The organism is Achromobacter mucicolens (genome assembly GCF_902859725.1).
GTDB lineage: Bacteria > Pseudomonadota > Gammaproteobacteria > Burkholderiales > Burkholderiaceae_B > Achromobacter > Achromobacter mucicolens.
Genome location: NZ_CADIJP010000007.1, coordinates 165,097 through 190,031 on the forward strand (window position 1 = coordinate 165,097; position 24,935 = coordinate 190,031).

Genomic DNA, 24,935 nt, shown 5'->3' on the forward strand with positions numbered 1-24,935 from the left:
CAGAACTCGATATCCATATTTCACGCCCCTCACTGAGGGGCTTTCCTTTTTGGGGCTTGCAATGTCGCAATCTTACGTCTCCCCCCGGTTTAACGCCATCGACCTGAACGGCCGGCCGTTGGTTGGTGAGCGCCTGTACACGTACGTGAACACCACCACCACGCCGGCCGTGACCTATCAGGATGCCGCGGGCCTGGCCGCGAACACGAACCCCATCATCCTGGACGACCGCGGCGAGGCGGTGATTTTCTTGCAGGACGGCGTGAAGTACACGTGGGTGCTGAAGACCGCAGCCGACGTGCTGGTGTGGTCCCAGGACGACATTTCGGGCTCGGCCGGTGGCACGACTGGCGGGATCACGGTGGTGAACTCGCTCCCGAGCAGCGATATCGGCGTGGTCTACCTGGCGGGCCAGGGGCTGTTCTATTGGAGCAGCGGCGGCTACGTTTCCGACTTCCAGGGCGGATTCGGCAACGGGCCTTTCTCGCACCGGAACAAGATCATCAACGGCGATTTTCGGATTGCTGAGCGCGGCACGTCGTTCACCATCACCAGCGCCACCACGCAGCCGTACACGTTGAACCAGTGGCGCGCGAACGTCGCCGGTACCGCGTCCGTCACGGTAACCCAGCAGGCGGCTGGTTCCGATTTCGGGCAGAACCGCGTGGGCGGGTTCACGTGCCGCTTGACGTCCAACGCTGCCGCAACGCCGGGCGCCGCCGACAAAAACGTTTTCGAGCAGCGCCTGGAGGGTCAGAACTTGCTCGCGCTGGCGCTGGGCACACTGTGGGGCGGCAAGTTCACGATTGGCTTCTGGGTGAAGGCCTCTATCGCCGGCACTTACAGCCTGGCGTTCCTGAACGGAGGCAGCCCTGGCTGGCGTGCCTACGTCGCCAACTTCACCATCGCCAACGCTGGCGCCTGGGAATTCAAGACTGTCACGGTTCCTATTGACGCTAGCGGTATCGCGAACTGGAACCGCACCAATGGGATCGGCATGCGCGTGGTGTTCGACCTTGGGAGCGGCACGAACGCCGAGGGAGCCATGAACACTTGGCTATCCACCGAGACCACGCGCTCCACGGGTTCGGTGCGGCTGGTCGGCACGAACGCGGCGACGCTAGAAATCGGGAATGTGCAGTTGGAGGTTGGGTCGGTATCGTCTCCGTTTATCGAAAGACCGATTTCTGATGAGGTGGACGCGTGCGTGCGGTACTTGGAAGTGCAGGCCTCAGATACTACGTTTACCCCATTCGCTACGCTGCAAGCTATCTCAACAACAACCGCGCAGGGCTTTCTTCGGTATTCTCCTAAACGAGCGGCGCCTTCCATCAGTGTTGGCGGAAACACTAGTTTTGGGGTGACAACTGTAGGCGGCGGTAACGTTGGCGCAAGCGGCGTCGCGTTCGCTCAAATTTCCAAATCGTTGGCGGCGGTTTCTGTCACTGTGGCCAGTGGGTTGGTGGCAGGCAATGCTTCTATTCTCCAGTCGAACGCCATTTCATCCAGCTTTATTATCTCGGCGGAACTATGACTATGTACAAGATCATTGATGAATCTTGCGTTTGCAGAGTGGGCGACGGTTTGTACATCCCTCGCGACGAGCAAAACTCCGACTATCGCGTCTACATGGAATGGTTGGCGGAAGGAAATTTGCCGATACCTAAGGACGATCTGCCGCAAGAAGGCCATTCCTGAAGATGGCTTTATGCAGAAATAGGGCAAGCCCGTAAGTAATGGCCAGGTCCACTGCCGTCTTCAATATAGGCGCCTGGGCCAATGGGGATGTCCATGTGATCACGAAGGCTTGTAGGCAGTAGACGGAAAGGGAGTACTTCGCCAGGAAGGTAACCCACGCAGGCGCTGGGCTACGAATTCTGAGAAGCAGCAGCGTAGCGACAACGGAAAAGATCATCGGGGAGATACGCGTGTATGCAGGCATCGCGTACCCATATGAACTGATGAAAATACGGCCTGGAAGGAGCAGCCACTCAAGGATTGCACTCAGGACGAAGAAGGCAGTAGCCCCTAGCGCAAACCAGGGTGCGATCTTGTCTTTGCTGGTGTAGCGAACTAAGAGAACAGCGGCAGGGGCTGTAGGAAGGTAGTTCAGGGGATTCCAGAATGCAGCAGCCCATGTGTTCCAGCCCGTGATCGCCGCAACCTGCATACCTGTGATGGAAAGCAGAGAGCCAATGAGGCAGGCCCAAAGAGCAGTGTCACCCAGTCGGGACGCAAAATGAGTTGCGATTGTCGTGACTAGCAGGGCGGAGAAGAAATAGTAGGACCCCATGCCTGTGAACAGGGCATAAAGAGGGCGGATCTGGAAAGTCGAGAAGGCCCCTAGCAAGGAAGGGACGCCCCCTAGCACCAAGAAATATGTGACCGCCCAAAAGCAGTGCAGTGTGATCAGTTTCTTAGTTCGTGCTGACAGGCTTGCCCGAGTAGGATCCTTTGATGCGTAAAGAAAGCATGAAATGAATATGAAGAACGGAACAGCCTGCAAGAGAACGTTGCTGTACAGGACGTCCGATATCGAAGGCCATGCGGGAAAGGCTGTCTCAGGGTAGAACATTCGCCCGCGACCAAAGATGTGCTCGTGCCAAAGAAGTACGAAGAGGACAGCAACGGCGCGGCCATATTCAAGGCCATAGATGCGTGTCTGACTTTGAGGCATGAACTTGTCCCTTCCACGAGTGGACGGAATCGTAGCAAAAAGACCGATGAATCGCTTAACGGACCCGCTTCGGCGGGTTTTTTTACGTCCAAAGGAACGTTATGGAACAGCCGCACTATGGGGATTTGGTCAGCCGGGTATCAGTCCTTGAGCGCCGGGTTGACAAGCTCTACGCCTGGGGCGCTGCGGCCTTCTTCACCGCGTCGCTGCTGAGCGGTGGGTACATCTGGTTTGGTAATCGCAGCGTGAACCAGCTTGACCAGGTTATCGGTGGCATGAACACGATGCAGACGGACGTGCTGCTCATCAAGAAGGACAACGAGCGCAAGGACCGGGAGTGGAAGCTGATTACTCAGATGGTGAAAAAAGGGGGGGTACCCGATGTTTCAAAAACTCTCAACGATGAATAGGTGCGACAGATGAATTTCGATACAGCATTCGACCGCCTCATCGGGCATGAGGGCGGCTACAGCAACCATCCGGACGACCCTGGCGGCGAAACTATGTGGGGCGTGACTATAGCCGTGGCGCGGGCCAACGGGTATTCGGGCGCCATGCGCGACATGCCGCGCGATACAGCCAAGGCTATCTACCGGTCGCAATACTGGGACAAGGTGCAGGCGGACCGCATGCAGTTCCCGGTCGCTTTTCAGTTATTCGATGCTGCGGTGAACCACGGCAACGGCCAGGCCGCAAAGCTTCTTCAGCGCGCCGCGGGCGTGACGGATGACGGCATCATCGGGCCGAAGACACTGGCGGCGGTAGCTGCGCGCGGCGCGGCGGCCATCCTGCTTCTCTTCAACGCCGAGCGCGAGCAGTTCTACACCGATCTGAAGACCTGGCCCAGCTTTGGCAAAGGCTGGTCGCGGCGCGTGGTTGCCAATCTGCGGTACGCCGCGGGGGATCTGCAATGAACTTCGACTGGAAGAGCGTGTTGGGCAACGTGGCGCCCATGCTGGCGACTGCCCTGGGCGGACCGCTCGCTGGCGGCGCGGTGGCAGCCATCACCAGAGCGCTGGGCCTGGGGGATGACGCGACGGACGCCGAAATAGCCAAGAAGCTGGCCGAAGCCGACCCCAGCACTCTGCTGCAACTCAAGAAAGCCGAGCAGGAATTCGCGGCGCGTATGGCCGAGATGGGATTCAAGAGCGAGACGGATCTCGAAAAGATCGCGGCCGACGACCGGGCCGACGCGCGGCACCGCGAGATTGAGCGCCAGGACTGGACGCCGCGAATCCTCGCCTACCTGGTGACCGCCGGTTTCTTCGGCATGCTTTCCGTGATGGTCTTTGCGGCCATCCCCGCCGCCAGCAAGGAACCGCTGTATATCCTGCTCGGCTCGCTCGGCACCGCCTGGACCAGCATCATTTCCTACTACTTCGGCAGCACCGCCGGCGGCCAGAAGAAGTCCGAGCTGCTGGCCAAGACCAAGCCCTAGGGTTGCCCCTCAAGACGCCGCGCGCAGGGGCGTCACATTCCAGTCCTTGCCGCTGGCGCAGCTCTCCAGGTAGGCCGCCCACAGTTCGAGCGCGGCCCGCCGCTCGGGGATGTCGTCCCGCACGTCGTAGATCGCCTCCATCCCCTTGAGCTTGTGATTCAGGGCCAGCTCTGAAATCTCGTTGCTGACGCCCAGGTTTCGCATGTGGCCCTTGGCGGTGCTGCGCGTGTCGTGCGGGGTGAACCGGCGGATGTCCAGGTCGCCGCGGTCGAAGGCGCGCCGGATGGCAGCCCACAGGGTGGTTTCGCCTACATGTGTATCGCCGCCCTGGTTGCGCCGGCGGCGCTCGTGCCTGGCCGGCAGCACCCATTCCGACGTGCCGGCCAGGGCCTGCAATTGCCGGAACCAGCCGGCTACGGTCGGCGTGAGCGGCACAGTGAAGCCGCGCCGGACCTTGACGTGTTCTTCTGGCACCCACCAGGTGCCGCGCTCCAGGTCGACGTACTCCCATCGGGCCTTGGCCAGCTCCACCGATCGGACACAGGTGGCCAGCAGGATGCGCAGCGCCAGGGCGTTCTCCGTCCCAATGTCCTCGATCTTGGCCAGCAGCCCGCGCAGCTCGGCCTCGGTCAGCATGACTCGTCGCTTGATCGGTGGGCGCGGCCCCAAGAGGGATACGAGATCGACGCCGGCGGCCGGGTTGGTGTCGATCAGGCGCAGGCCGCAGGCGTGGGCGAATAGCTGTTTGGCGGTCGTCAGCACGCGCTTGTTGATGGTCCACGTCCGCTTGGTGGATGTGAGCATGTGCACGACGTCAGACGGTTGCACCTGGTCTACCGGTATGGCGCCCAGCTTGGGAAGGATCGCCTTGTCCAGATCCCAGTTCCGGTAGGTGATGGTGTCGGCGGCCAGCCCTTCCAGCTTTTTGGCGCGGAAGTCGGCGACCAGTGCGCGGACATTTGAGATCTTCTCGGACCGGGCCTTGTCCCGCTGCTTCTCCAGGGCTGGATCGATCCCCTGGTCGATGGACGCACGATGCCCGCGAGCAGGGGCGCGTGCTGCCGCTAAGGTCAGGTCGGGGTAGTTCCCGATGGTGAGTTCCCGGGCGCGCTTCAAGTGCTGGTATCGCAGCACCCAGGTGGCGGTTCCAGCCCGGGAAAGGGTGAACGTCAACCCGTCCCCGTCCGTCCTCGAAATCGGCTGACCAGCCGAAACCCACCGGCGGATCTGTATGTCTTCCAGCAAATTCTTGCCGCGCTTGGCCATGCGTTTCTGCCTCCAAACTTTGTAGCTAGCCGCCTAGCTACAAACCTAGCTACAAATTGAGTTGTCGCCAGGAAAGTACTACATGACGCCATGGGAAACAAAACAGCCCGCGGTTATGCGGGCTGGCGGGGCATCGTGTGCATGGTGGGAAACAGCGGGCCACCTGCATCGGGCTTGCAGGTGGCGAGTTTCATGTTTTCTTCAGACCGTTTATTCAGGCGGTTCTTGGCGGTGGCGCCTTCCAAACCCCGGTCTAGCTACTCATCTGGCTACGCATCCGGGGCGTGGTTGGCATTCGCCGGGGATAAGGCCAGATGATACCCGCTCATGCTGTCTTCTTCTGCTTGCTGAACTCGATCATCGGATTCTCACCCACCGTAGCTCCGCCATTGCCGCAAGGTGTCTGACCCCTTCAAGCAAAAACCCCGATTCCTTCGAATCGGGGTTTTTCTTTTGCTACTCACTGATGTGATTGAACTCGACCGAGCCCGGGTCGATGCCGCCGCCCCGCAGTCTGGCGTCGACATCGTCGGGGTTGCCGGCCGTCTTTGCCTCGGGCAGGTCCAGCCAGTTTGCCAATTCCTGCCTGGCCTGCTGGGCCTCGGAAATGCCGCCGTTGACCAAAGCCACGCCTTCGCTGCCGTCGAGCTTTCGATAACTGATCTGTGTCTTCATCTTGCCTCCTGGGTTGCGGTGGATTGCCGTTCCACCGTAACACACGAGACAACGGCGTTGTCCGGGCAGCAGCCCGATCCGCTTCCTTATCCCTTGACCAATCCGCCATCCACAATCAGGTTCTGCCCGGTCACCGCGCGCGACCACGGGCTGGCGAAGAACAGGACCGCGTCGGCGAATTGTTCCGGCGTGGTGACCTCGCGCAGCGGGGTGCCGGCGGCGATCATGTCGAAGACGGCGTCGGGGGTGGCGGCGGAGGCGTCGGTGGTGCGCAGCAGGCCGCCGGACACCATGTTGACGGTGATGCCGTCAGCGCCCAGCTCGTGCGACAGCGTGCGGGTGAAGGCCAGCAGCGCGGCCTTGGCGGCGGTGTAGTCGTGGTAAGGCACGACCGGGTTCTGGACGAGGTTGGTGCCGACGTTGATGATGCGTCCGCCGCCGGCGGCGCGCATGCCGGGCAGGGCGGCCTGCGTGGTGTTCAGGGCGGCGCGCACGCTGCCTTCGAGCTGGGCGTTCATCTGCGCCCAGTCCAGCGTGTCGGCGTGGGGGCGGGCATCGCCGTTGAACTGGAAGGCGGGCAGCGCGTTGTTGACGATGGTGTGGACCGGCTGGCCGAAATGCTGGCTGGCGCGGGCGACCATGGCGGCGACGGCCGCGGGGTCGCGCACGTCGGCCTGCACGGCCAGGGCGCGGTCCGGGGCGATGGCTGCAAGGGCCTGCGCGCGGTCGGCGCTGTTCAGGTAGTTGATGACGACCTTGGCGCCTTCACGCAGAAAGGCCTGCGCGATGGCGGCGCCCAGGCCGCGGCTGGCGCCGGTGACGATGACGAGTTGCTGGTCCAGGGTTGGTTGCGGGCGTTGCGATGACATGAATTGAAGCTTCCTGCTCAGTGTTCCGAGCCGCTGTTGAGCATGCGGCTGCGGGCTTTTTCGATATGGGCGCGCATGACGTTGCGGGCGCCCTCGGCATCCTGATCGCGGATCAGTTTATAGATGTGGCGATGTTCGTCGATGGCGGCGCGCGTGCGCTTCCAGGGTTCGCTGTGCACCAGATGGCGCATGACGTTCACGGCGTGGCTGACGTCGTACTCCAGCGACTTGAGCACCTGCACGAAGCGCTGGTTGCCGGTGGCGGACGCAATGGCGCGGTGAAATCCGTAGTCGTGATGGTGGGCGATGGCACCGGACGCGTCGGCCTCTTCGTAGCCGGTCAGCATGCGGTCCATTTCCTGCAGGTCTTCGGGCGTGCGGCGCAGCGCGGCAAGGTGGGCGCATTCGGGCTCGATCACCATGCGCAGTTCCAGGCCTTCCAGGATATGGCCCACGCGGCGCGCGGGGTCCACGGCGGGCATGCCGCCCATCAGGTCCGGTTTGGACTTGACGTAGGTGCCGGACCCGCGGATCGAGTCCACGAGCTGATCTTCGCGCAGGCGGTCCAGCGCCTGGCGCACGACCGGCCGCGACACCTCGAAGAGGGCGGCCAGTTCCAGTTCTGTCGGCAGCTTGTTGCCGGGCGCGATCTTGCCGGTGGCGATCGCGTAGAACAGGCTTTCGTAGACGCGCTCGGCAAAACGCTCGGCGCGCACGTAGCCCAGGCCGGACGCCACCTCGGCCAGAACGTCCAGTTCGGGACGGGGGCGGGTGGCCGCGGCCAGCAGCGATTCCAGCTGCGGGTCACGCACGTTGCTCATCGGACGCTCCTTGAAGTGGGGACGGGTTGTCATGCGGCATGACTTCCCCGCCGGGCGCTAAGCCCCTGAAATATTAGGGATAACCCGATCATCCAGAAAAATATCCTGAACCTTGGGATAAAAGCTGTCATTCCAATTGACAAGTTACGGAGGGCTCCCGTACCTTGCCATCACACCACAACGCCCGCGCGCATGACGCGCTGGCGGCGCGGCTGGCCCTCTGCCGGCAAGCGCCTGGAGACACGCAGATTCCCCCAACCGGCCGTTCGGCCGCTACTTTACTCCGCACATCGTGACTCAGAAGAACTTTATCGCCAACCAATGGGTGGCCGCGGCCACCGGTGAAACCATTCCCGTCCTGAACCCGTCCGATGGCAAGCCTTTCGAGGAATTGGCCCGCTCGAACGAGGCGGACGTGGACCGTGCCGTCAAGGCCGCCCGCCAGGCCTTCGAGGGCGAGTGGGGCCAGATGGCGCCCGCCGTGCGCAGCCGCCTGTTGATGAAGATCGCCTTCGCGCTGCTGGACCGCCAGGAGGAACTGGCGCAGCTGGAGTCGGCCGACACGGGCAAGCCCATCAAGCAGGCGCGCGCCGACGCCGCCGCGGTGGCGCGCTACTTCGAGTTCTATGCCGGCGCGGTCGACAAGCTGCACGGCGAGACCATTCCCTACACGCCCGGCTTCACGGTGCTGACCGTGCGCGAGCCCCACGGCGTGACCGGCCACATCGTGCCTTGGAACTACCCCCTGCAGATCTTCGGCCGCAGCGTCGGCGCGGCGCTGGCCGCGAGCAATGCCTGCGTGGTCAAGCCCGCCGAGGACGCCTGCCTGTCGCTCCTGAAGCTGGCCGAAATCGCCGCTGAAGTGGGCCTGCCCGCCGGCGCGCTGAACATCGTCACCGGCTACGGCCATGAGGCGGGCGCCGCGCTGTCCGCGCATCCCGGCATCGACCACATTTCGTTCACGGGCTCGCCGCAGACGGGCAAGATGGTGGCGCATGCCGCCGCCGAAAACCACGTGCCCGTCACGCTGGAGCTGGGCGGCAAGTCGCCGCAGATCGTGTTTGACGACGCCGACCTGGACGCCGCGATGCCGGTGCTGCTGGGCGCCATCATCCAGAACGCCGGCCAGACGTGCTCGGCGGGCAGCCGCGTGCTGATCCAGCGCGGCGTGTACGAAACCGTGCTCAAGCGCCTGTCCGACGCGTTCTCGGCCACGGTGACCGGCCCGGCGGCGGCCGACCTGGATGTGGGTCCGCTGATCAACGCGCGCCAGCAGGACCGCGTGCGCGGCTTCCTGGCCGAAGCCGAAGCGCAAGGCATGAAGGTCGCCGCGCGCGGCAAGCTGAAGGACGGCACGCCCGAGGCCGGCTTCTACCAGCCGCCCGTCCTGTTCCGCGACGTGCCGCCGGACAGCCGCCTGGCGCAGGAAGAAGTCTTCGGCCCGGTGCTGGCCGCCATGGTCTTCGACACCGAGGAAGAAGCGCTGGAAATCGCCAACGGCACCCTGTACGGCCTGGTGGCGGGCGTGTGGACGCGCGATGGCGGTCGCCAGATGCGCCTGGCGCGCAAGCTGCGCGCGGGCCAGGTGTTCGTCAACAACTACGGCGCTGGCGGCGGCGTGGAACTGCCATTCGGCGGTTCGCGCCAGTCTGGCTACGGCCGCGAAAAGGGCTTTGAGGCGCTGTACGGCTTCACGTCCCTGAAGACCATCGCGATCCGCCACTGATCGCGGGGCGGGGCGGCGGCCCTGACCAAGGACCCGGGCAAAATATCGGTTAACGTTGATGTTTTGCTTCCGGGGCCTGCCGCCCCGCATTCAGGATCCGTATGTTCACCGGTATTGTTCAAGGCACCGCGAAGATCGCAAAGATCGCGGATCGCGAAGGCCTGCGCACCTTCACGCTGGATTTTCCCCCTGGTTTCTGCACTGACCTGGCCATTGGCGCCAGCGTCTCGACGGACGGCGTCTGCCTGACCGTCACGGAAATCCTGTCCGAGAACCAGGCCACGTTCGACGTCATGCTGCAAAGCCTGGCGATCACCACGCTGGGCAGCTACGCCGAGGGCGATAGCGCGAACGTGGAGCGCGCGGCCAAGGACGGCGCCGAGATCGGCGGCCATCCGCTGTCCGGTCACGTGGACTTCACCTCGCAGGTGCTGATGGTGAAATCGTCGGACACCAATCGCCTGATGCGCTTCAGCATCCCCGAGGCCTTTCGCAAATACGTGTTCGCCAAGGGCTACATCGCCATCAACGGCGCCAGCCTCACCGTGTCGGAAGTGAACCGCGCCGAGGGCTGGTTCGAGGTCTGGCTGATTCCCGAGACGCGCCGCATGACGGTCTTCGAGGACAAGCAGGTGGGCGATGCGGTCAACATCGAGATCGAACGCAGCACGCAGGTCATCGTCGACACCGTGCGCGAAACCGTGCAGGAAAGCCTGGGCAAGCTGCAACCGCTGCTGGAAGCGATCCTGAAGGAAAAGGGGCTGACGCTTGAAGACTTCGTCAACCCGCAGGGCAAGCTGAAGTAATTCCGCCCAAGCGTGGCCGCCCTGACTGCAATGGCCGGCGCCTTCGCGCCGGCCATGTCGTTTTCACGCCGTCCTGAACGGCTGCCCCTGCGGCCGCACCCGCATCCCGGGCTCAAGCCGCGTCCACGGCAGATCCGCGGGATCCGCCTGCATCGGGCCGGGCGCCTTGGCCACCAGCACCTCGTGCGCAATTGGCTGGAAGTCGGCCCGGAAATGCACCGAGCTTTTCACCACCAGGATCGCCATCTGCTCGGGCTGCACGCCGCCGACGCGGAAGAGGTTGCGGTCCAGCATCTGCGCCTTGCCGGCGCTGGCCACGACCCGCACGCCGCCGATCCGCAGCGTGGCCGTCGCGCCCAGGTCCACGTCCATGCCGTTCATCATCGGTCCGTCAAAGCGCAGCTTGCCGTCCGATAACGCCTCGACCACGAATTCGCCCTCGAACGCGGCGTCGCCCGCGACGCCGGACTGCCCGCCCAGGCTGAGCGCAACCGTGGCGCCGACGCCAGCCTGCGTGGCCCGACGCACCGCCTCGGGGTCGTACAGCAAGCCCAGCGCCGCGTTCTGCGCGTTGGCTTGCACCAGCGCGCGCAACATGCCGGTGGTGTTGGCGTCGCCGCCAGCGCCGGGGTTGTCCTGCGTGTCGGCGATCACGACGGGCCGCGTGGCGCCGGCGGCGAGGGCCTGCGCGCGGCGCACGGCTTCGGCCGGTTCCAGGAAATCGGGCGACCACTCGGGTTCCAGTTCCAGCACGCGTGCACACAGCGATTCGGTGACCGCTTCGACCGCGGCGGCGTCCGTGCCGTAGGCCCACACCACGGGTCCGCACTCAGGGAAATCCGCCGCCGGAAAGCCCGGCGCGAAAGAGACGGAGGCGACCTCCGGCGTCTGTTCCAGTTCGCTCAGCAGCGCATACACGCCCTGCGAGGGTTGCAGCATCGTGCACATGCCGTTGATGGGAATCAGGAAGGGCAGGCGGCGCTCGCTGCGGGTCCATTGTTCTCCGGCCTGAATGCGCGCAATCAGCAGCCGCGCGGCCAGCACGCCGGTGTCGGCCATGTCCACGTGCGGATAGGTGCGAAAGGCCACCAGGCCGTCAGCGCTGTGCAGCATCCGCGCGGTGACGTTGGCGTGCAGGTCCAGGCTGGCGACCACGGGCACGCCGGGCCCCGCGATCTCGCGCACGCGGGCCAGGAGTTCACCTTCGCCGTCGTCCAGGTGCTCGGTGACCATGGCGCCGTGCAGGTCCAGGTAGATGGCGTCAAAGCCGCCAGCCCGCACCGCGTCCAGGATCTCGCCGGCAATGCGCTCATAGGCATCGCGCGTCACGTGGGCCGACGGGCTGGCGCCCGCCCAGATCACCGTCTGCACGGTGTGGCCTTCAGCCGCCACGGCATTGATGAATCCGCCGGCCGGGATGTTGACCTCGCGCAGCGCCAGCATGTCAGCGCCGCGCACCATCGCGGGAAAGCCTTCGCCGCGCACGAAATTGTCGTAACCCGCCTTGGAGGGCGCAAAGGTGTTGGTCTCGTGCTGGAAGCCAGCAACCAGGATGTGCATGAGCGTTTTTCCTTGCCGTGTGAGAGAGGGGGAATGCGAGCGTCCACAAATTATTGGGGGCGGCGACGCGATCAGCAATACCGCCGTCCACGCCTGAACGCGACGACGCATCGGCAAGCCCGCCAGCGCGGGAAATCCCTGATGAATCGCGCGTTGCGTGCCCCGAAGTTGCTCGCTTAGAATATTTTTATGTACTACATCAGTATTGCTAAACAATACTTGAAACGTAGGCAATAAAGCAGGGCATCGAATCGGATGCGGGCTATCGCGCCGGCCACCCAGGCGCATCAAGGTTGCAGGGAAGTCATGCGGACAGACGAGTACGAAGAGCAGGACGGTTTGGCGTTGGCGGCGCTGGTTGCACGCGGCCAAGTCACGCCGGCCGAGCTGATGGAATGCGCGTTGCAGTTGGCCGAGGAACGCGGTGCGCCATTGAACGCGCTGACCTATGTGCAGCGTGAAACGGGGCGCAAGCTGGCGGGCAACTGGACCGAGCGCGGCCTGTTCCGCGGCATTCCTTTCCTGCTCAAGGATTCGGGCCTGCCGAGCAAGCGCTTTCCGTCCAGCCTGGGTTCGGCGCTGTTCGACGACACGGAATATGCGTTCGATGCGACGCTGGCCCAACGCTTCGAAGCGTCGGGACTGATTCCATTCGCGCGGACCACGGTATCCGAGCTGTGCATGGGGCCGTCTACGGAGGCGCGGCGCAATGGCGGCGCCACGCTGAACCCGCGTGCGCTGGACCGGTCCGTCGGCGGTTCCAGCGGCGGTGCGGCGGCGGCGGTGGCGGCGGGCATCGTGCCGGTGGCCCACGGTAGCGACGGCGGCGGATCGATCCGCATCCCGGCGGCCTGCTGCGGGGTGTTCGGGCTCAAGCCCAGCCGGGGACGTGTACCGATGGGACCTGCGCGCGGCGAGGGTTGGGGCGGCATGGCGTGCGAAGGCGTGCTGACGCGCAGCGTGCGCGATACCGCGGCGGCGATGGACGGCATCAGCGGTTATGCCGCGGGCGCGCCCTATGCCGCGCCGCCCGCGCCCGGGTCGTATCTGGATTCCGTGCGCGAGCAGCGCCGCGAGCCGCTGCGCATTGCCCTGTGGCGCCAGGCATGGAACGGGATCGCCATCGCGCCGGAATGCCTGGCAGCGGTGGAGCGCACCGCCCGCCTGTGCCGGGAACTGGGGCACGAAGTGGTGGAAGCGCCTTTGCCGGATCTGGACTATTCGGGATTCGTCCGCGCGCACGGCACGGTGCTGGCCACCAACATCGTGCTGGCTGTGCAGACGCGGCTGGCGATCCGCGGCCGCGATCTGCGTGACGACGACCTGGAACCGGTCATCCGCGACGGCCTGTCGGTCGGACGCGAACTGACGGCCACGCAATACGTGGATTCGATCAACCGTTTCCACGCCATCGGACGCGCCATCGAGGCGGCCATGACGGATTTTGACCTGGTGTTGACGCCCACGTTGGCGCAACTGCCGGCCAAGCTGGGGGATCTGGCGCTGGAAGGCGAGTTCTGGGCGTTCCGCGAAAAAGTGTCTCGCTACGCGACATTCCTGGCGGTGATCAATGCCTCGGGCCAGCCGGCGGCCAGCCTGCCGCTGGACTGGACGGAATCGGGTGTGCCGGTGGCCAGTCAGCTCATCGGGCATTTTGGGCGCGAAGACCAGATCCTGCGCTTGGCCGCCGAGCTGGAGCGCGCGGCTCCTTGGACGGGACGGCAGATACTGCTGCCCTGATCCGCACCCGGGCCCGCGGCACGCTGCCGGCGCCGGACCAAACCATAAAAGGGGAAGAAATGAAGCGATCCTTTCTGTTTTCCGCAGCAATGTTCCTGGCCGCAGCCGCGCCGCTGGCCGCCGCGCCGGCCGCCAGCCACGCCGAGACCACGGCAAAGTTCGTGATGCATGCACCGTTGCGCGTGCTGGATCCGATCCTGACGTCGGCCTATGTCACGCGCAACCACGGCTATCTCGTGTACGACACGTTGTTTTCGATGAACGCCTCGGGTCGGCCCCAGCCGCAGATGGTGGACTCGTGGACCGTGTCGGATGACGGCATGACCTATGTTTTCAAGTTGCGCGCCGGGCTGCTGTTTCATGACGGGGCGCCTGTCACAGCCGACGACGTCGTTGCGTCCCTGCAGCGGTGGCAGGCCGGCGACGCCACGATCGGCAATCGGCTGAAAAACGCCACCGCCGAACTGACTGCGTCCGGCCCCGACACCTTCACGCTCAAGCTCAAGTCGCCCTACGGGCTGGTGCTGGAATCGCTGGCCAAGGAGAGCTCGCCGGTGCCGTTCATCATGCCCAAGCGCATCGCGTCCGTGCCGGCTTCGCAGGCGATCAGCGAGACGATCGGCTCCGGTCCCTACAAGTTCGTGCAGGCCGATTTCCAGGCCGGCGTGAAAGCCACCTACTTGAAGTTCGACGGCTATGTGCCGCGCAAGGAACCGGCCAGCGCGTTCGCGGGCGGCAAGGTCGTGACCGTGGACCGGCTGGAACTGCTGAACATCCCTGATAGCCAGACGGCGGTGAACGCGCTGCGCAATGGCGAAATCGACTTTCTGGAAGATGTGCCGCCCGACCTGATGCCGCAGTTGAAGGACGCCAAGGGCATCTCGCTCAAGTCTTATGGCAAGAACTCCAACATGTTCACCTTGCGGATGAACTGGCTGCAGGCGCCGTTCAACAACGTTAAGGTGCGCCGTGCGGCGCTGGCCGCCTTGTACCAGGCGGACTACCTGGATGCGCAGATCGGCGATCCGGACGTCTATCAGGTCTGCGGCGCGGTCCTGACCTGCGTGTCGCCCTATGCGTCCGAGGAAGGCGCCACGCAGATCAAGGCGCCGGACCTGGCGCACGCCCGCAAGCTGTTGAAGGAAAGCGGCTATGCCGGCGAGAAAGTGGTGGTGCTGCATCCGGCCGACTTGCCCATCTTCGCCAACATTGCGCCGGTCACCGCGCAGGCGCTGCGCAGCATCGGCATGAACGTCGAGATCCAGTCCATGGATTGGGCGACGCTGCTCAGCCGCCGCAGCAAGAAGGAGGGCGTGGACCAGGGGGGCTGGAGCATCTTCCAATCGAATATGTCCAGCCTGGACCTGATCTCGGCGGTGGGCAATCCCAATCTGGACGGGCGCGCCGACTCGACTTATCCCGGCTGGACGCACGACGCCGTCATGGACGAACTGCGCAGCCGCTTCGCCGCCGCCCGCATCGAGGACGAGCGCCGCGAACTGGCCCAGGCCATCCAGCGCCGCAACTATGAACAGGTGATGTACGTGCCGCTGGGCGGGTACTCCAAATTCAAGGGCTACAACGCCAAGTTCGCTGATCTGGTCGATGCGCCGATTCCGCTGTTCTGGACCTCGCCCAAGTAGCGCAAGGGGATCTCCATCATGCTCAACCTGATCTTCAAGCGCGTGCTGGCCGCCATCCCCGTGATGCTGGTGGTGGCCACCGTGGTATTCCTGCTGCTACGGCTGGCGCCGGGCGATCCCGCCCGCGTCATCGCCGGCGACATGGCCAGCGAGCAGGCGGTGGCCGAGGTTCGGGCCGAAATGGGCCTGGACCGTCCGCTGGCCACGCAATACGCCCTGGCGATGGGCGCACTGCTCAAGGGCGACCTGGGCTCCTCGATCATTTCGAAGGACCCGGTCACCACGCTGATTGGCCAGCGGCTGGGGCCGACGATGGCGCTGGCGATCTGCGCGATCCTGCTCACCATCTTTGCCGCGATTCCGCTGGGCGTCTTCTCCGCCTGGTGGCACAAGGGCCTGTTCGACCGCGTGACGCTGGCGGTCACGGTGCTGGCGTTTTCCGTGCCGGCGTTCGTGGTGGGCTATCTGCTGATCCTGGCGTTCTCGGTGAAGCTGAACTGGTTTCCCGTGCAGGGCTACGCGGGGCTGGCGTCGGGGTTCGGGACGTTTCTGTATCACATGGCGCTGCCCACCATCACGTTGGCGACCGTGTTCGTGGCGCTGATCACGCGCATTACGCGCGGCAGCATGCTGGAAGTGCTGGGCGAGGACTTCGTGCGCACGGCGCGCGCCAAAGGCGTGCCCGAACGCTACGTGCTGTACCGCCACGCCTTGCGCAACGCCGCGGTGCCCATCGTCACCGTCATCGGGCTGGCGCTCACCACGCTGATCAGCGGAGTGGTCGTCACCGAGACCATCTTCAACATCCCCGGCGTGGGCCGCCTGATCGTCGACGCCGTGCTGGCGCGCGACTATCCGGTGGTGCAGGGCACGATCTTGTTCTTCTCGTTCGTGTATGTCTTCATCAACCTGGCGATCGACCTGCTGTATGTCGTGCTCGATCCGCGCATCCGCTACTGAGGCCGGACATGACCACAACTGCTCTGGACCGTCCCCGTTCCTTCTGGCCCGCGCTCACGCGCGATCCGCTCATGTTCACCGGGCTGGCGCTGCTGGCCGCGCTGGTGGGGCTGGCCATGCTGGCGCCCCTGATCACCTGGCATGACCCCGCCGCGCTGGCGCCCCGGATGCGGCTCAAACCGGTCAGCGCCGAATATTGGCTGGGCACCGATTCGCTGGGCCGCGACCTGTTTTCGCGCGTGCTTTACGGCGGCCGGCTGTCGATCACGCTGGCGGCGCTGGTCAGCCTGATCTCGGTGTGCGCCGGCCTGCTGCTGGGCCTCCTGGCGGGCTATTTCCGCCAGCTTGACGCGGTGGTGATGCGCATCATCGACGGCATCATGGCCATTCCCGGCCTGCTGCTGGCGATCGCCATGGTGGCGCTGGGCGGCGCGACCATTCCCACCATGGTGACGGCCATCGCCATCCCGGAGATTCCGCGGGTGGCGCGGCTGGTGCGCAGCGTGGTGCTGTCGGTGCGCGAGGAGCCTTACGTCGAAGCGTCCCTCGGCATGGGTACGGCGACCTGGCGCGTGCTGTGGCGCCACGTGTTGCCCAGCACGATAAATCCGCTGGTGGTGCAGGCCACGTTCATCTGCGCCTCGGCAATCCTGATCGAAGCCGTGCTGGGCTTTTTGGGCCTGGGCTTTCCGCCCGAGATCCCCAGCCTGGGCAGCATCATTTCCGAGGGCCGTCCGTTCTTCCAGCGCGCGCCGTGGATCGTCCTGTTCCCGGGCGTCTTCCTGGCGCTGCTGATCCTGTCAGTGAACCTGTTCGGCGACGCGCTGCGCGATCGCCTGGACCCGCGCATGGCGCGTCAACGCAAGGGCTGAAAGCCAATGTCCTCTCATCCCATTCTGGAAATCCGCGATTTGAAGGTCAGCCTGCCCGGCGCCGGCGACCGGCGTTACGCCGCCGAAGGCATCGCGCTGACCGTCCGCCCGCGCGAAATCGTGTGCATCGTCGGCGAATCGGGCTCGGGCAAGTCCGTCACGGCCAGCGCCGTCATGGGCCTGCTGCCCAAGAATGTGCTCAAGCTCGAAAGCGGACAGATCCTCTTGTCGGGCCGCGACATCACGCACGCCTCCCTGGCCGAGCTGCGTGCGCTGCGCGGCGACCGCATGGCCATGATCTTCCAGGAGCCCATGACGGCCCTGAATCCGCTGATGCAGGTGGGCGACCAGATCGCCGAGATCTTCCAGTTCCATGGCCCGTCGCTGTCGCGCCGGGAAGTCGACCAGCGCGTGCTGGCGTTGCTGACCGATATGCGGCTGCCGTCGCCCGAGACGCTGCGTCACGCCTTTCCCCACCAACTGTCGGGCGGGCAGCGCCAGCGCGTGATGATCGCGATGGCGCTGGCGATGGAGCCGGCGCTGATCATCGCGGACGAGCCGACCACGGCGCTGGATGTGACGTCGCAGGCCCAGGTGCTGCGCCTCTTGCACGGCCTGCGCGAGCGTCACGACACCGGCATCCTGTTCATCACGCACGACTTCGACGTGGTGGCCGAGATTGCCGATCGCGTGATCGTGATGCAGCACGGCCGCATCGTCGAGGCCGGCACGGCTGCCGAGGTGCTGGCCAATCCCCAGCATCCCTATACCCGCAAGCTGATCGACGCGGTGCCCAAAGGCAGGTTCGGCGCCGGCGCGCCCTTGGCCGCAGCCGATCCCGTCATCTCCGTCGAAAACCTGGGCATGCGTTTCGTGACGTCCAGCCTGTTTCGCTCCAAGCGGCGCGAGGTCAATGCGCTGGACGGCGTGTCGCTGTCGCTGGCGCGCGGCGAAACGCTGGGCATCGTCGGCGAGTCCGGCTCGGGCAAGACGACGCTGGGCCGGTGCCTGGCGCACTTCGCACGGCCCACCTCCGGCCGCATCGTCATGAACGGCGAGGACGTCTCGAACCTGTCGCGCGCGGCCTGGCGCCAGTGGTGCAAGCGCATCCAGATGGTGTTCCAGGATCCTTACCGGTCCTTCAACCCGCGCCTGACCATCGAAGCCACGCTGTCCGAGGGGCCGCTGAACTACGGCGAAGACCCGGCCCGCGTGCAGGCGCGGATGCGCGACATGCTGGCGCTGGTCAGCATCGATGCCAGCGCGCTCAAGCGCTATCCGCACGAGTTTTCCGGCGGGCAGCGTCAGCGGATTTCGATTGCGCGGGCGCTGATGATGGAGCCGGAAATCCTGATCGCGGACGAGGCGGTGTCGGCGCTGGACGTGTCCGTGCAGGCGCAGATCCTGGATCTGCTGGAGCGTATCCGCGCACAACTGAACCTGAGCATGATCTTCATCACCCACGACCTGCGCGTGGCCGCCCGGCTATGTCACCGCATCGCCGTGATGCAGCGCGGCCGCGTCATGGAGATCGGCCCCGCCGAGCAGATATTCACGCGGCCCGCCAGCCGCTACACCCAGGAACTGCTGGCCGCCATTCCCGGCAAGGACGGACTGGGCAGCCGCGATGCGGCCGGTCTGGCGTTGGCCGGCGCTTGAAGGAAACCCCCGATGACACGCGTTGCCTTGTTGAGCCGATCCGCCAATCTTTCCTACTTTCAGCCGCTCTTGCAGGGGCTGGCGCCCGACCTGGACGTTGCCGTCTGGCCCGATCCGCGCAGTCTGCACGCCGAGGTGGCGGTCTGCTGGAATCCGCCCCTGGGCGTTTACGACGACATGCCGAATCTGAAGCTGATCCACAGCATCGCCGCCGGCGTGGACAACCTGCTGGACGGCCAGCGCACGCGCGGGCTGCCGGTCTGCCGCGTGGTGGACCCGGAGCTGGCGCAGGGGATGCTGCAGTACGTGCTGTGGTGCGTGCTGACCTTTCATCGCAAGCTGGATCTGGCGCTCTCCAACCAGCGCGCCGCGCGCTGGAACCGGCCGCCGCAGACGCCGGCGTCGCAATGCCGGATCGGGCTGATGGGCCTGGGCGAGCTGGGCGGCGCCATCGCCGCCGTGCTGCCGGGGCTGGGCTATGCGGTCAACGGCTGGTCGCGCACGCCGCGCGATCTTGACGGCGTGCGCGTCTATGCCGGGGAGGCTGCCTTTGACGAATTTCTGGCCAACACCGATGTGCTGGTGTGCCTGGTCCCGCTGACCGACGCGACCCGCGGCATCCTTAACCGGCGCACCTTCGACGCGCTGCCGCAAGGCGCGGCGGTGGTCAATTGCGGCCGGGGAGAGCACCTGGTCGCGGCGGACCTGATCGACGCGCTGGCGCGCGGGCAACTGCGCGGCGCCGTGCTGGACGTGTTCGCGCAGGAGCCGCTGGATCCGGCCGATCCGTTGTGGTCGACGCCGGGGGTGATCGTCACCCCGCACATGGCGACCATGCCGGCGCCCGTCACCGTGGCCGAGCAGGTCGTGGCCAACATCCGCCGGCTGGGCCAGGGCGAGGCCCTGGCCCACACCGTGGACCTGACGCGCGGCTACTGACGCCGCCACCCGTTTTCCGATTGCCAACCCAAGACGAGACATTCCATGTATTTCGAAGATCCCGCGTTCACCATCCCGACCGGCACGCCCGCGCCCCTGGACCCGCAGATAGCCGAGTTCCTGCGGCGCATGGCGGCCGATGCGTCGCAGTATCCCCGCCGCGACACCCTGTCCATCGAACAGGGCCGCGCCAATGCCGAAAAGGTACGCCTGCCGTGGGCCCAGGGCGGCCCGGAGATGGCGCGCACGGCGGAACATCAGGTTGCGACGCGCCATGGACCGGTGCGCGTGCGTGTCTACTACCCGGCAGAGCGCCGGCTGCCGGGCGCCTTCATGTACATCCATGGCGGCGGCTTCGTGCTGTTCAGCATCGACACGCATGACCGCGTGATGCGCGAATACGCCGAGCGCGCCGGGGTCGTGGTGGTTGGGGTGGACTACACCCGCGCGCCCGAGGCCAAGTTCCCGCAGCCGCTGGAGGAATGCGTGGACGTGCTGCGCTGGGTCGCCGCGTCGGCGGGCGAACTGGATATCGATGCCGGGCAGATCTTTGTGGGCGGCGATTCCGCCGGCGCCAACCTGTCCATGGGCACGGCCCTGACGCTGCGCGACGAAGGCGTGCCGCTCATCAAGGGGCTGGTGCTGAACTACGGGGGCTTCGGCAGCAATCTGTTCCGCAATTCGGTCGTGCGGTATGGCGCGGGAGAGTACGGCCTGTCGCTGCACATGATGATCTGGTTCCGCGGCATGCACATCCGCCACGGCAAGGATTTCTTCGATCCGCGCGTGGACATCCTGCGCGCCGACCTGCAAGGCCTGCCGCCGGCCTGGCTGGTGGTGACCGAATGCGATCCGCTGCATGACGACAGCATCGAGCTGGAGCGCAAGCTGCGCGAGGCCGGGGTGGACGTCGCGTCCAAGGTCTACCCGGGCACCGCGCACAGCTTTCTGGAGGCCGTTTCGATTGCCGCCGTCGCGGGCGAAGCCTTCGACGACACCGCGCGCTGGCTGCACGCGAAGGCCTAGGGGACGCCATGTACACCCCGCCGGCCTATGCCGAATCCGATATCGGTGCGTTGCACGCGTTCATGCGCACCCACAGTTTCGCCACGCTGGTGACCGTGGGCGCGGCGGGCGCGAACGCCACGCACCTGCCGTTCCTGCTGCGCGAGGACGGCGCGTGCGGGACCTTGGTCACGCATCTGGCGCGCGCCAATCCGCAGTGGCGGGACCTGCAGGACGGCGCGCAGGCGCTGGTGCTGTTCCAGGGACCGCATGCGTTCATTTCGCCCAGCTGGTACGTCAACAGGCAGACGTTCCCGACGTGGAACTACACCGCGGTCCATGCGCGAGGCACGCCACGCTTGATCGATGCGCCCGAGGCCATCCGCGCGGTCCTGGCGGAAACGGTGGCTCGCTACGACACGCCGCTGGGGGGCGAATGGCGCTTTCCCGAGATGCCCGAGAGCCTGACGGCACCGCGCCTCACGGCGATCGCGGCGCTGGAGATCCCGATTGCCGGGCTGGAGGGAAAGATGAAGCTGAACCAGGACAAATCGGTGGCCGACCGCCTGAACGTGATCCGCGAGCTGGAACGGCTGGGGGACGCGGGCAGCCTGGCGGTCGCCCGGCTGATCCGCGCCCAGCCGGACCTGGCGGCGGACAACGCCTGATTCCAACCGGAGCCCTCATGACGCAAGAACTCACCGAAGCGAGCGTGCGCGACGAACTGGCCGCCCTGTACCGCCTCGTCGCCCACTTTCGCATGACCGATCTGATCGACACCCACATCAGCGCGCGGGTGCCGGGCACGAAAGATCATTTCCTCATCAACCGCTACGGCGTGCTGTTTCACGAAATGCGCCCGCAGGACCTGGTGAAGATCGATCTGGACGGCAATCCGGTCGATCCGGGCGACGCCGACAGTCAGCACGTCAACGCGGCCGGCTTCACCATTCATTCGGCGGTGCATGCCGCGCGCCACGATCTGGCGTGCGTGGTGCATACGCATACCGCCGATGGCATTGCCGTGGCGTGCCAGCGCGATGGGCTTCTGCCGATCACGCAGCATGCGCTGCGCTTCTACAACCGGCTCGGCTATCACGACTACCAGGGCATCGCGCTGGACCTCGAAGAGCGCGAAAGCCTCGTCGCCAGCCTTGGCCCGCACAAGGCCATGATCCTGCGCAACCACGGCCTGCTGGCGGCGGGATCGTCGGTGGCCGAGGCCTTCGTCAATATCTATTACCTGGAGCGCGCCTGCCAGGCGCAGGTCAAGGCCCAATCGGCCGGCGCGCCACTGGTATTCCCGCCGGAGGCGGTGTGCGAGCGCACCGCGAGCCAGTTTGAACGGCCCACCGCCCCGATCTACACGCAGCGGGTTTGGACCGCCGCGCGGCGCCTGCTGGAGCCGGACCTGGAGACGATCGAATGAAAGACAGCCTGACGACAGCACGCGCCGAATTGGCCGGGCCGCAGTTCCTGCATACGCCCGGGCCGACGCACGTGCCCGATGCGGTGCGCGAGGCCATGGGCCGCCAGTGCATGGATCTATCCGATCCGCGGCTGGCCGAATTGGTCGCGGATTGCGAGGCGGGCCTGGCCCGTCTGCTGGGCACGCGGCACGCGGCACGCGGACGTGCTGATGTACGCGGCCAACGGGCACGGCGCGTGGGAAGCCGCCATTGCCAATCTGGTCGCGCCCGGCGCGCAGGTGCTGGTGGCCGGCAGCGGCCATTTCGCGGAAGCGTGGGCCGTGCATGCCGAGGCCATGGGCGCCACGGCCTTGCGCACGCCGACCCGCCCCGGACAGGCGCTGGATCCGGCCGCGATCGAAGCGGCGCTGCGGGCGGACACGGCGCGGCGCATCGCCGCCGTGTTCGCGGTGCATACCGACACGGCCAGCGGCGTGACCAGCGACATTGCGGCCGTGCGCCGGGCCATGGACGCCAGCGGCCATCCGGCGCTGCTGGTGGCCGACGTGATCGCCTCGCTGGGCGCCACGCCCTTCCGCATGGACGAGTGGGGCGTCAACGTGGCGATCGGCGCATCGCAGAAGGCGCTGATGGGACCGCCGGGGCTGTCCTTCACCGCGGTCGACGCGCGCGCCCTGCAGGCGGCGCAAGCCAATCCCACGCCGCGTGCCTATTGGGACTGGAACAAGCGCAAGAGCGATCTGCTTTACCGCAAGTTCTGCGGCACGCCGCCGCAGAGCCTCCTGGCCGGCATGCGCGCCGCGCTGGCGCTGATTGCCGCCGAAGGCGAGGAGGCGGTGTTCGCCCGCCACCGGCGCGTAGCGAACGCGGTGCATGCCGCGGTGAACGCGTGGTCGCGCGGTGGCGCGCTCAGGCTGTTCGTGCAGGATCCCGCCGCGCGGGCGGTGTCGGTCACCACGATTTCGGTCGCCGACGGCGTGGACGTCGAGGCCATGCGTACCGTGGCGCGCGAACGCTTCCACGTTGCCGTGGCGGGCGGGCTGGGGCCGCTCGCCGGACGGATGTTCCGCATTGGCCACCTGGGCGACGTGCATCCCGCCATGATCCTGGGCGCGCTGGGCGGCGTTGACGCCGCATTGCGGGCCTGCGGCATACCCATTGGCGACGGCGCGCTGCTGGAGGCAGTCAGGGCGCTGCACGACTGAATCGGTTTTGCTGGCGCGGCCCTGACCCGGCCGCCATTTCTGCCGTACCTACGATAAGGACACATGATGAGACAACGTGGTTTTGCGGCGGCCGCCCTGGCCGTCATCGCGGTGGCGGTTTCCCTTTGCCCGGCCCAGGCCGAGCCGGTCAGCGCCAAGGTGGTCATGCATGCGCCGCTGCGCGTGCTGGACCCGGTGCTGACCAATGCGTACATCACGCGCAATCACGGGTACATGGTGTACGACACGCTGTTTTCGCTGGACGCGAATTCGCGTCCGCAGCCGCAGATGGTGGCGTCGTGGACGGTGTCGCCCGACCAGTTGACCTATATGTTCACGCTTAGGCCGGGCTTGAAATTTCATGACGGTGCGCCCGTCTCCGGTGAGGACGTGGTGGCGTCCCTCAAGCGCTGGTCGCAGCGCGATCCCGTCGGTTCGCGCCTGGCCGGCACCACGCAGAGCATGGACAGCCCGTCGGCCGACACCTTCCGCATCGTGCTCACCAAGCCCTACGGGCTGCTGCTGGATGCGCTGGCCAAGCCGGGCTCGCCCGTGCCGTTCATCATGCCCCGTCGCATCGCGGCGACGCCGCCGTCCGAGGCCATCAAGGAAACCGTCGGCTCGGGTCCGTACAAATTCCTGCAAGCCGAGTTCCAGGCCGGCGTGAAGGCCGCGTATGTGAAGAATGCGGATTACGTGCCGCGCAACGAGCCGGCCAGCCGCTTTGCCGGGGGCAAGGTCGCCATGTTCGACCGCATCGACGTGGTGAACGTGCCGGATGCGCAGACCGCGGTGAACGCACTGCGCCAGGGCGAAATCGACTTCGTCGAGAACGTGGCGCCCGACCTCTTGCCACAGCTGGACGGCGTGAAGACCGTGACGGTGCAGAGCTATGGCGACGCGTCCGAAACCTACACCTTGCGCATGAACTGGAAGCAGCCGCCCCTGGACAACGTGAAGGTGCGGCGTGCGGTGCTGGCCGCGCTGTACCAGGCCGACTACCTGGATGCCTCGCTGGGCGATCCGGCCTACTACAAGCTGTGTGGCGCCATGTTGAGCTGCATCTCGGCATACCAGACCGAAGACGGCGCGACGCAGACCAAGCCCGCCAATCTGGCGCAGGCGCGGGCGTTGCTGAAGGACAGCGGCTACGCGGGCGAGAAGATCGTGGTGCTGCATCCGACCGACGTGCGCAGCCTGTCCAGCCTGGCGCCCGTGACCGCGCAGGCGCTGCGCAGCATCGGTATGAACGTGGAAGTGCAGTCGATGGACTGGGCCACGCTGCTCTCGCGGCGCAGCAAGGACGCGCCGCTGGCCGAAGGCGGCTGGAGCATCTTCCATTCCAGTCTGACCAGCATGGACCTGCTGAACCCCATCGTGAACGCCAATCTGGACGGACGGGGCGAGGGCGGCTATCCGGGCTGGACCAAGGACGACACCATCCAGCGCCTGCGCGCCGAGTTCGAGTCGGTGAGCGGGCTGGAAGCGCAGAAGCGCGTGGCCGCCGAAATCCAGCAGCGCGCCTACGAGCAGGTGATGTTCGTGCCGCTGGGGGGATACTCGGAATTCAAGGCGTACGACAAGAAGTTCGACGGCATGGTGCCGGCCCCATTGCCGCTGTTCTGGCGCGGCAAGTAGGAAAGG

23 protein-coding genes are annotated in these 24,935 nt (G+C 65.8%); 17 read left to right on the forward strand and 6 right to left on the reverse strand.

Going from position 1 to position 24,935, the window contains the following annotated elements:
• Positions 1-61 precede the first annotated feature (61 nt).
• Positions 62-1,534 carry a hypothetical protein gene (locus tag HV786_RS10910; RefSeq protein WP_128828090.1) on the forward strand — a complete coding sequence of 491 codons (1,473 nt, stop codon included), beginning with the start codon at positions 62-64 and terminating at the stop codon, positions 1,532-1,534.
• Between the two features lie 129 nt (positions 1,535-1,663).
• Here HV786_RS10910 and HV786_RS10915 read toward each other — a convergent pair whose 3' ends face one another.
• Positions 1,664-2,677, reverse strand: coding sequence for an acyltransferase family protein (locus HV786_RS10915; RefSeq protein ID WP_128828091.1), 1,014 nt, complete (start codon positions 2,675-2,677; stop codon positions 1,664-1,666).
• Positions 2,678-2,778: 101 nt separating this feature from the next.
• Here HV786_RS10915 and HV786_RS10920 point away from each other — a divergent pair, with 101 nt between their 5' ends.
• Genes HV786_RS10920 through HV786_RS10930 form a run of 3 tightly spaced genes read left to right on the forward strand, consistent with a single transcriptional unit; the run spans position 2,779 to position 4,115 of the window.
• Positions 2,779-3,087 carry a hypothetical protein gene (locus tag HV786_RS10920; RefSeq protein WP_128828092.1) on the forward strand — a complete coding sequence of 103 codons (309 nt, stop codon included), beginning with the start codon at positions 2,779-2,781 and terminating at the stop codon, positions 3,085-3,087.
• A 9-nt stretch (positions 3,088-3,096) separates the two neighbouring features.
• The gene (locus HV786_RS10925) at positions 3,097-3,591 is read left to right on the forward strand and encodes a glycoside hydrolase family 108 protein (RefSeq protein WP_128828093.1); all 495 of its coding nucleotides are present in this window, start codon (positions 3,097-3,099) and stop codon (positions 3,589-3,591) included.
• On the forward strand, positions 3,588-4,115 hold the full coding sequence (locus tag HV786_RS10930; RefSeq protein ID WP_128828094.1) for a hypothetical protein: 528 nt from the start codon (positions 3,588-3,590) through the stop codon (positions 4,113-4,115). Before HV786_RS10925 ends, HV786_RS10930 begins: the two co-directional genes overlap by 4 nt.
• 9 nt (positions 4,116-4,124) lie before the next feature.
• On the opposite strand, the gene HV786_RS10935 is transcribed toward HV786_RS10930, so the two are convergent.
• The 4 genes from HV786_RS10935 to HV786_RS10950 form a co-directional block, all read right to left on the reverse strand.
• Positions 4,125-5,381 (reverse strand): tyrosine-type recombinase/integrase, encoded by a 1,257-nt coding sequence (locus tag HV786_RS10935; RefSeq protein WP_128828095.1) that lies wholly within the window; start codon positions 5,379-5,381, stop codon positions 4,125-4,127.
• 456 nt (positions 5,382-5,837) lie between these two features.
• A complete protein-coding gene (locus HV786_RS10940; protein ID WP_128828096.1) occupies positions 5,838-6,056 on the reverse strand; it encodes a hypothetical protein in 219 nt (72 codons plus the stop codon).
• Between the two features lie 86 nt (positions 6,057-6,142).
• Complete coding sequence (locus tag HV786_RS10945) at positions 6,143-6,925, reverse strand: 3-oxoacyl-ACP reductase (protein ID WP_175210822.1); 783 nt, start codon at positions 6,923-6,925, stop codon at positions 6,143-6,145.
• Positions 6,926-6,942: 17 nt separating this feature from the next.
• A complete protein-coding gene (locus tag HV786_RS10950; protein ID WP_062840836.1) occupies positions 6,943-7,746 on the reverse strand; it encodes a FadR/GntR family transcriptional regulator in 804 nt (267 codons plus the stop codon).
• 289 nt (positions 7,747-8,035) lie between these two features.
• Between HV786_RS10950 and HV786_RS10955 the strand changes: the two genes are divergently transcribed.
• Both HV786_RS10955 and HV786_RS10960 read left to right on the forward strand, forming a co-directional pair.
• A complete protein-coding gene (locus HV786_RS10955) occupies positions 8,036-9,472 on the forward strand; it encodes an aldehyde dehydrogenase family protein (RefSeq protein ID WP_175210918.1) in 1,437 nt (478 codons plus the stop codon).
• Between the two features lie 101 nt (positions 9,473-9,573).
• Positions 9,574-10,278: a riboflavin synthase subunit alpha gene (locus HV786_RS10960; protein WP_128828098.1), complete on the forward strand. Its 705-nt coding sequence runs from the start codon at positions 9,574-9,576 to the stop codon at positions 10,276-10,278.
• Between the two features lie 63 nt (positions 10,279-10,341).
• On the opposite strand, the gene HV786_RS10965 is transcribed toward HV786_RS10960, so the two are convergent.
• Positions 10,342-11,838 carry a M81 family metallopeptidase gene (locus HV786_RS10965; protein ID WP_175210824.1) on the reverse strand — a complete coding sequence of 499 codons (1,497 nt, stop codon included), beginning with the start codon at positions 11,836-11,838 and terminating at the stop codon, positions 10,342-10,344.
• 306 nt (positions 11,839-12,144) lie between these two features.
• Here HV786_RS10965 and HV786_RS10970 point away from each other — a divergent pair, with 306 nt between their 5' ends.
• From HV786_RS10970 to HV786_RS11020, 11 genes are all read left to right on the forward strand, one after another.
• A complete protein-coding gene (locus HV786_RS10970) occupies positions 12,145-13,578 on the forward strand; it encodes an amidase (RefSeq protein ID WP_175210826.1) in 1,434 nt (477 codons plus the stop codon).
• A 59-nt stretch (positions 13,579-13,637) separates the two neighbouring features.
• Positions 13,638-15,221, forward strand: a complete 1,584-nt coding sequence (locus tag HV786_RS10975; protein WP_128827147.1) for an ABC transporter substrate-binding protein — start codon at positions 13,638-13,640, stop codon at positions 15,219-15,221.
• 18 nt (positions 15,222-15,239) lie between these two features.
• Positions 15,240-16,181 carry an ABC transporter permease gene (locus tag HV786_RS10980; protein WP_062840841.1) on the forward strand — a complete coding sequence of 314 codons (942 nt, stop codon included), beginning with the start codon at positions 15,240-15,242 and terminating at the stop codon, positions 16,179-16,181.
• Positions 16,182-16,189: 8 nt separating this feature from the next.
• A complete protein-coding gene (locus HV786_RS10985; protein WP_175210828.1) occupies positions 16,190-17,053 on the forward strand; it encodes an ABC transporter permease in 864 nt (287 codons plus the stop codon).
• 6 nt (positions 17,054-17,059) lie between these two features.
• Complete coding sequence (locus HV786_RS10990; RefSeq protein ID WP_128827146.1) at positions 17,060-18,712, forward strand: ABC transporter ATP-binding protein; 1,653 nt, start codon at positions 17,060-17,062, stop codon at positions 18,710-18,712.
• Between the two features lie 12 nt (positions 18,713-18,724).
• Positions 18,725-19,651 carry a 2-hydroxyacid dehydrogenase gene (locus HV786_RS10995; protein ID WP_175210830.1) on the forward strand — a complete coding sequence of 309 codons (927 nt, stop codon included), beginning with the start codon at positions 18,725-18,727 and terminating at the stop codon, positions 19,649-19,651.
• A 45-nt stretch (positions 19,652-19,696) separates the two neighbouring features.
• A complete protein-coding gene (locus HV786_RS11000) occupies positions 19,697-20,677 on the forward strand; it encodes an alpha/beta hydrolase fold domain-containing protein (protein ID WP_128827145.1) in 981 nt (326 codons plus the stop codon).
• An 8-nt stretch (positions 20,678-20,685) separates the two neighbouring features.
• Entirely contained in the window at positions 20,686-21,324 is a 639-nt protein-coding gene (locus tag HV786_RS11005) for an FMN-binding negative transcriptional regulator (RefSeq protein WP_128827144.1), read from the forward strand.
• Between the two features lie 17 nt (positions 21,325-21,341).
• The gene (locus HV786_RS11010; RefSeq protein WP_128827143.1) at positions 21,342-22,085 is read left to right on the forward strand and encodes a class II aldolase/adducin family protein; all 744 of its coding nucleotides are present in this window, start codon (positions 21,342-21,344) and stop codon (positions 22,083-22,085) included.
• A gap of 210 nt (positions 22,086-22,295) precedes the next feature.
• Positions 22,296-23,291, forward strand: coding sequence for a pyridoxal-phosphate-dependent aminotransferase family protein (locus tag HV786_RS11015; protein WP_175210832.1), 996 nt, complete (start codon positions 22,296-22,298; stop codon positions 23,289-23,291).
• Positions 23,292-23,354: 63 nt separating this feature from the next.
• Positions 23,355-24,929, forward strand: coding sequence for an ABC transporter substrate-binding protein (locus HV786_RS11020; protein WP_128828099.1), 1,575 nt, complete (start codon positions 23,355-23,357; stop codon positions 24,927-24,929).
• Positions 24,930-24,935 lie beyond the last annotated feature (6 nt).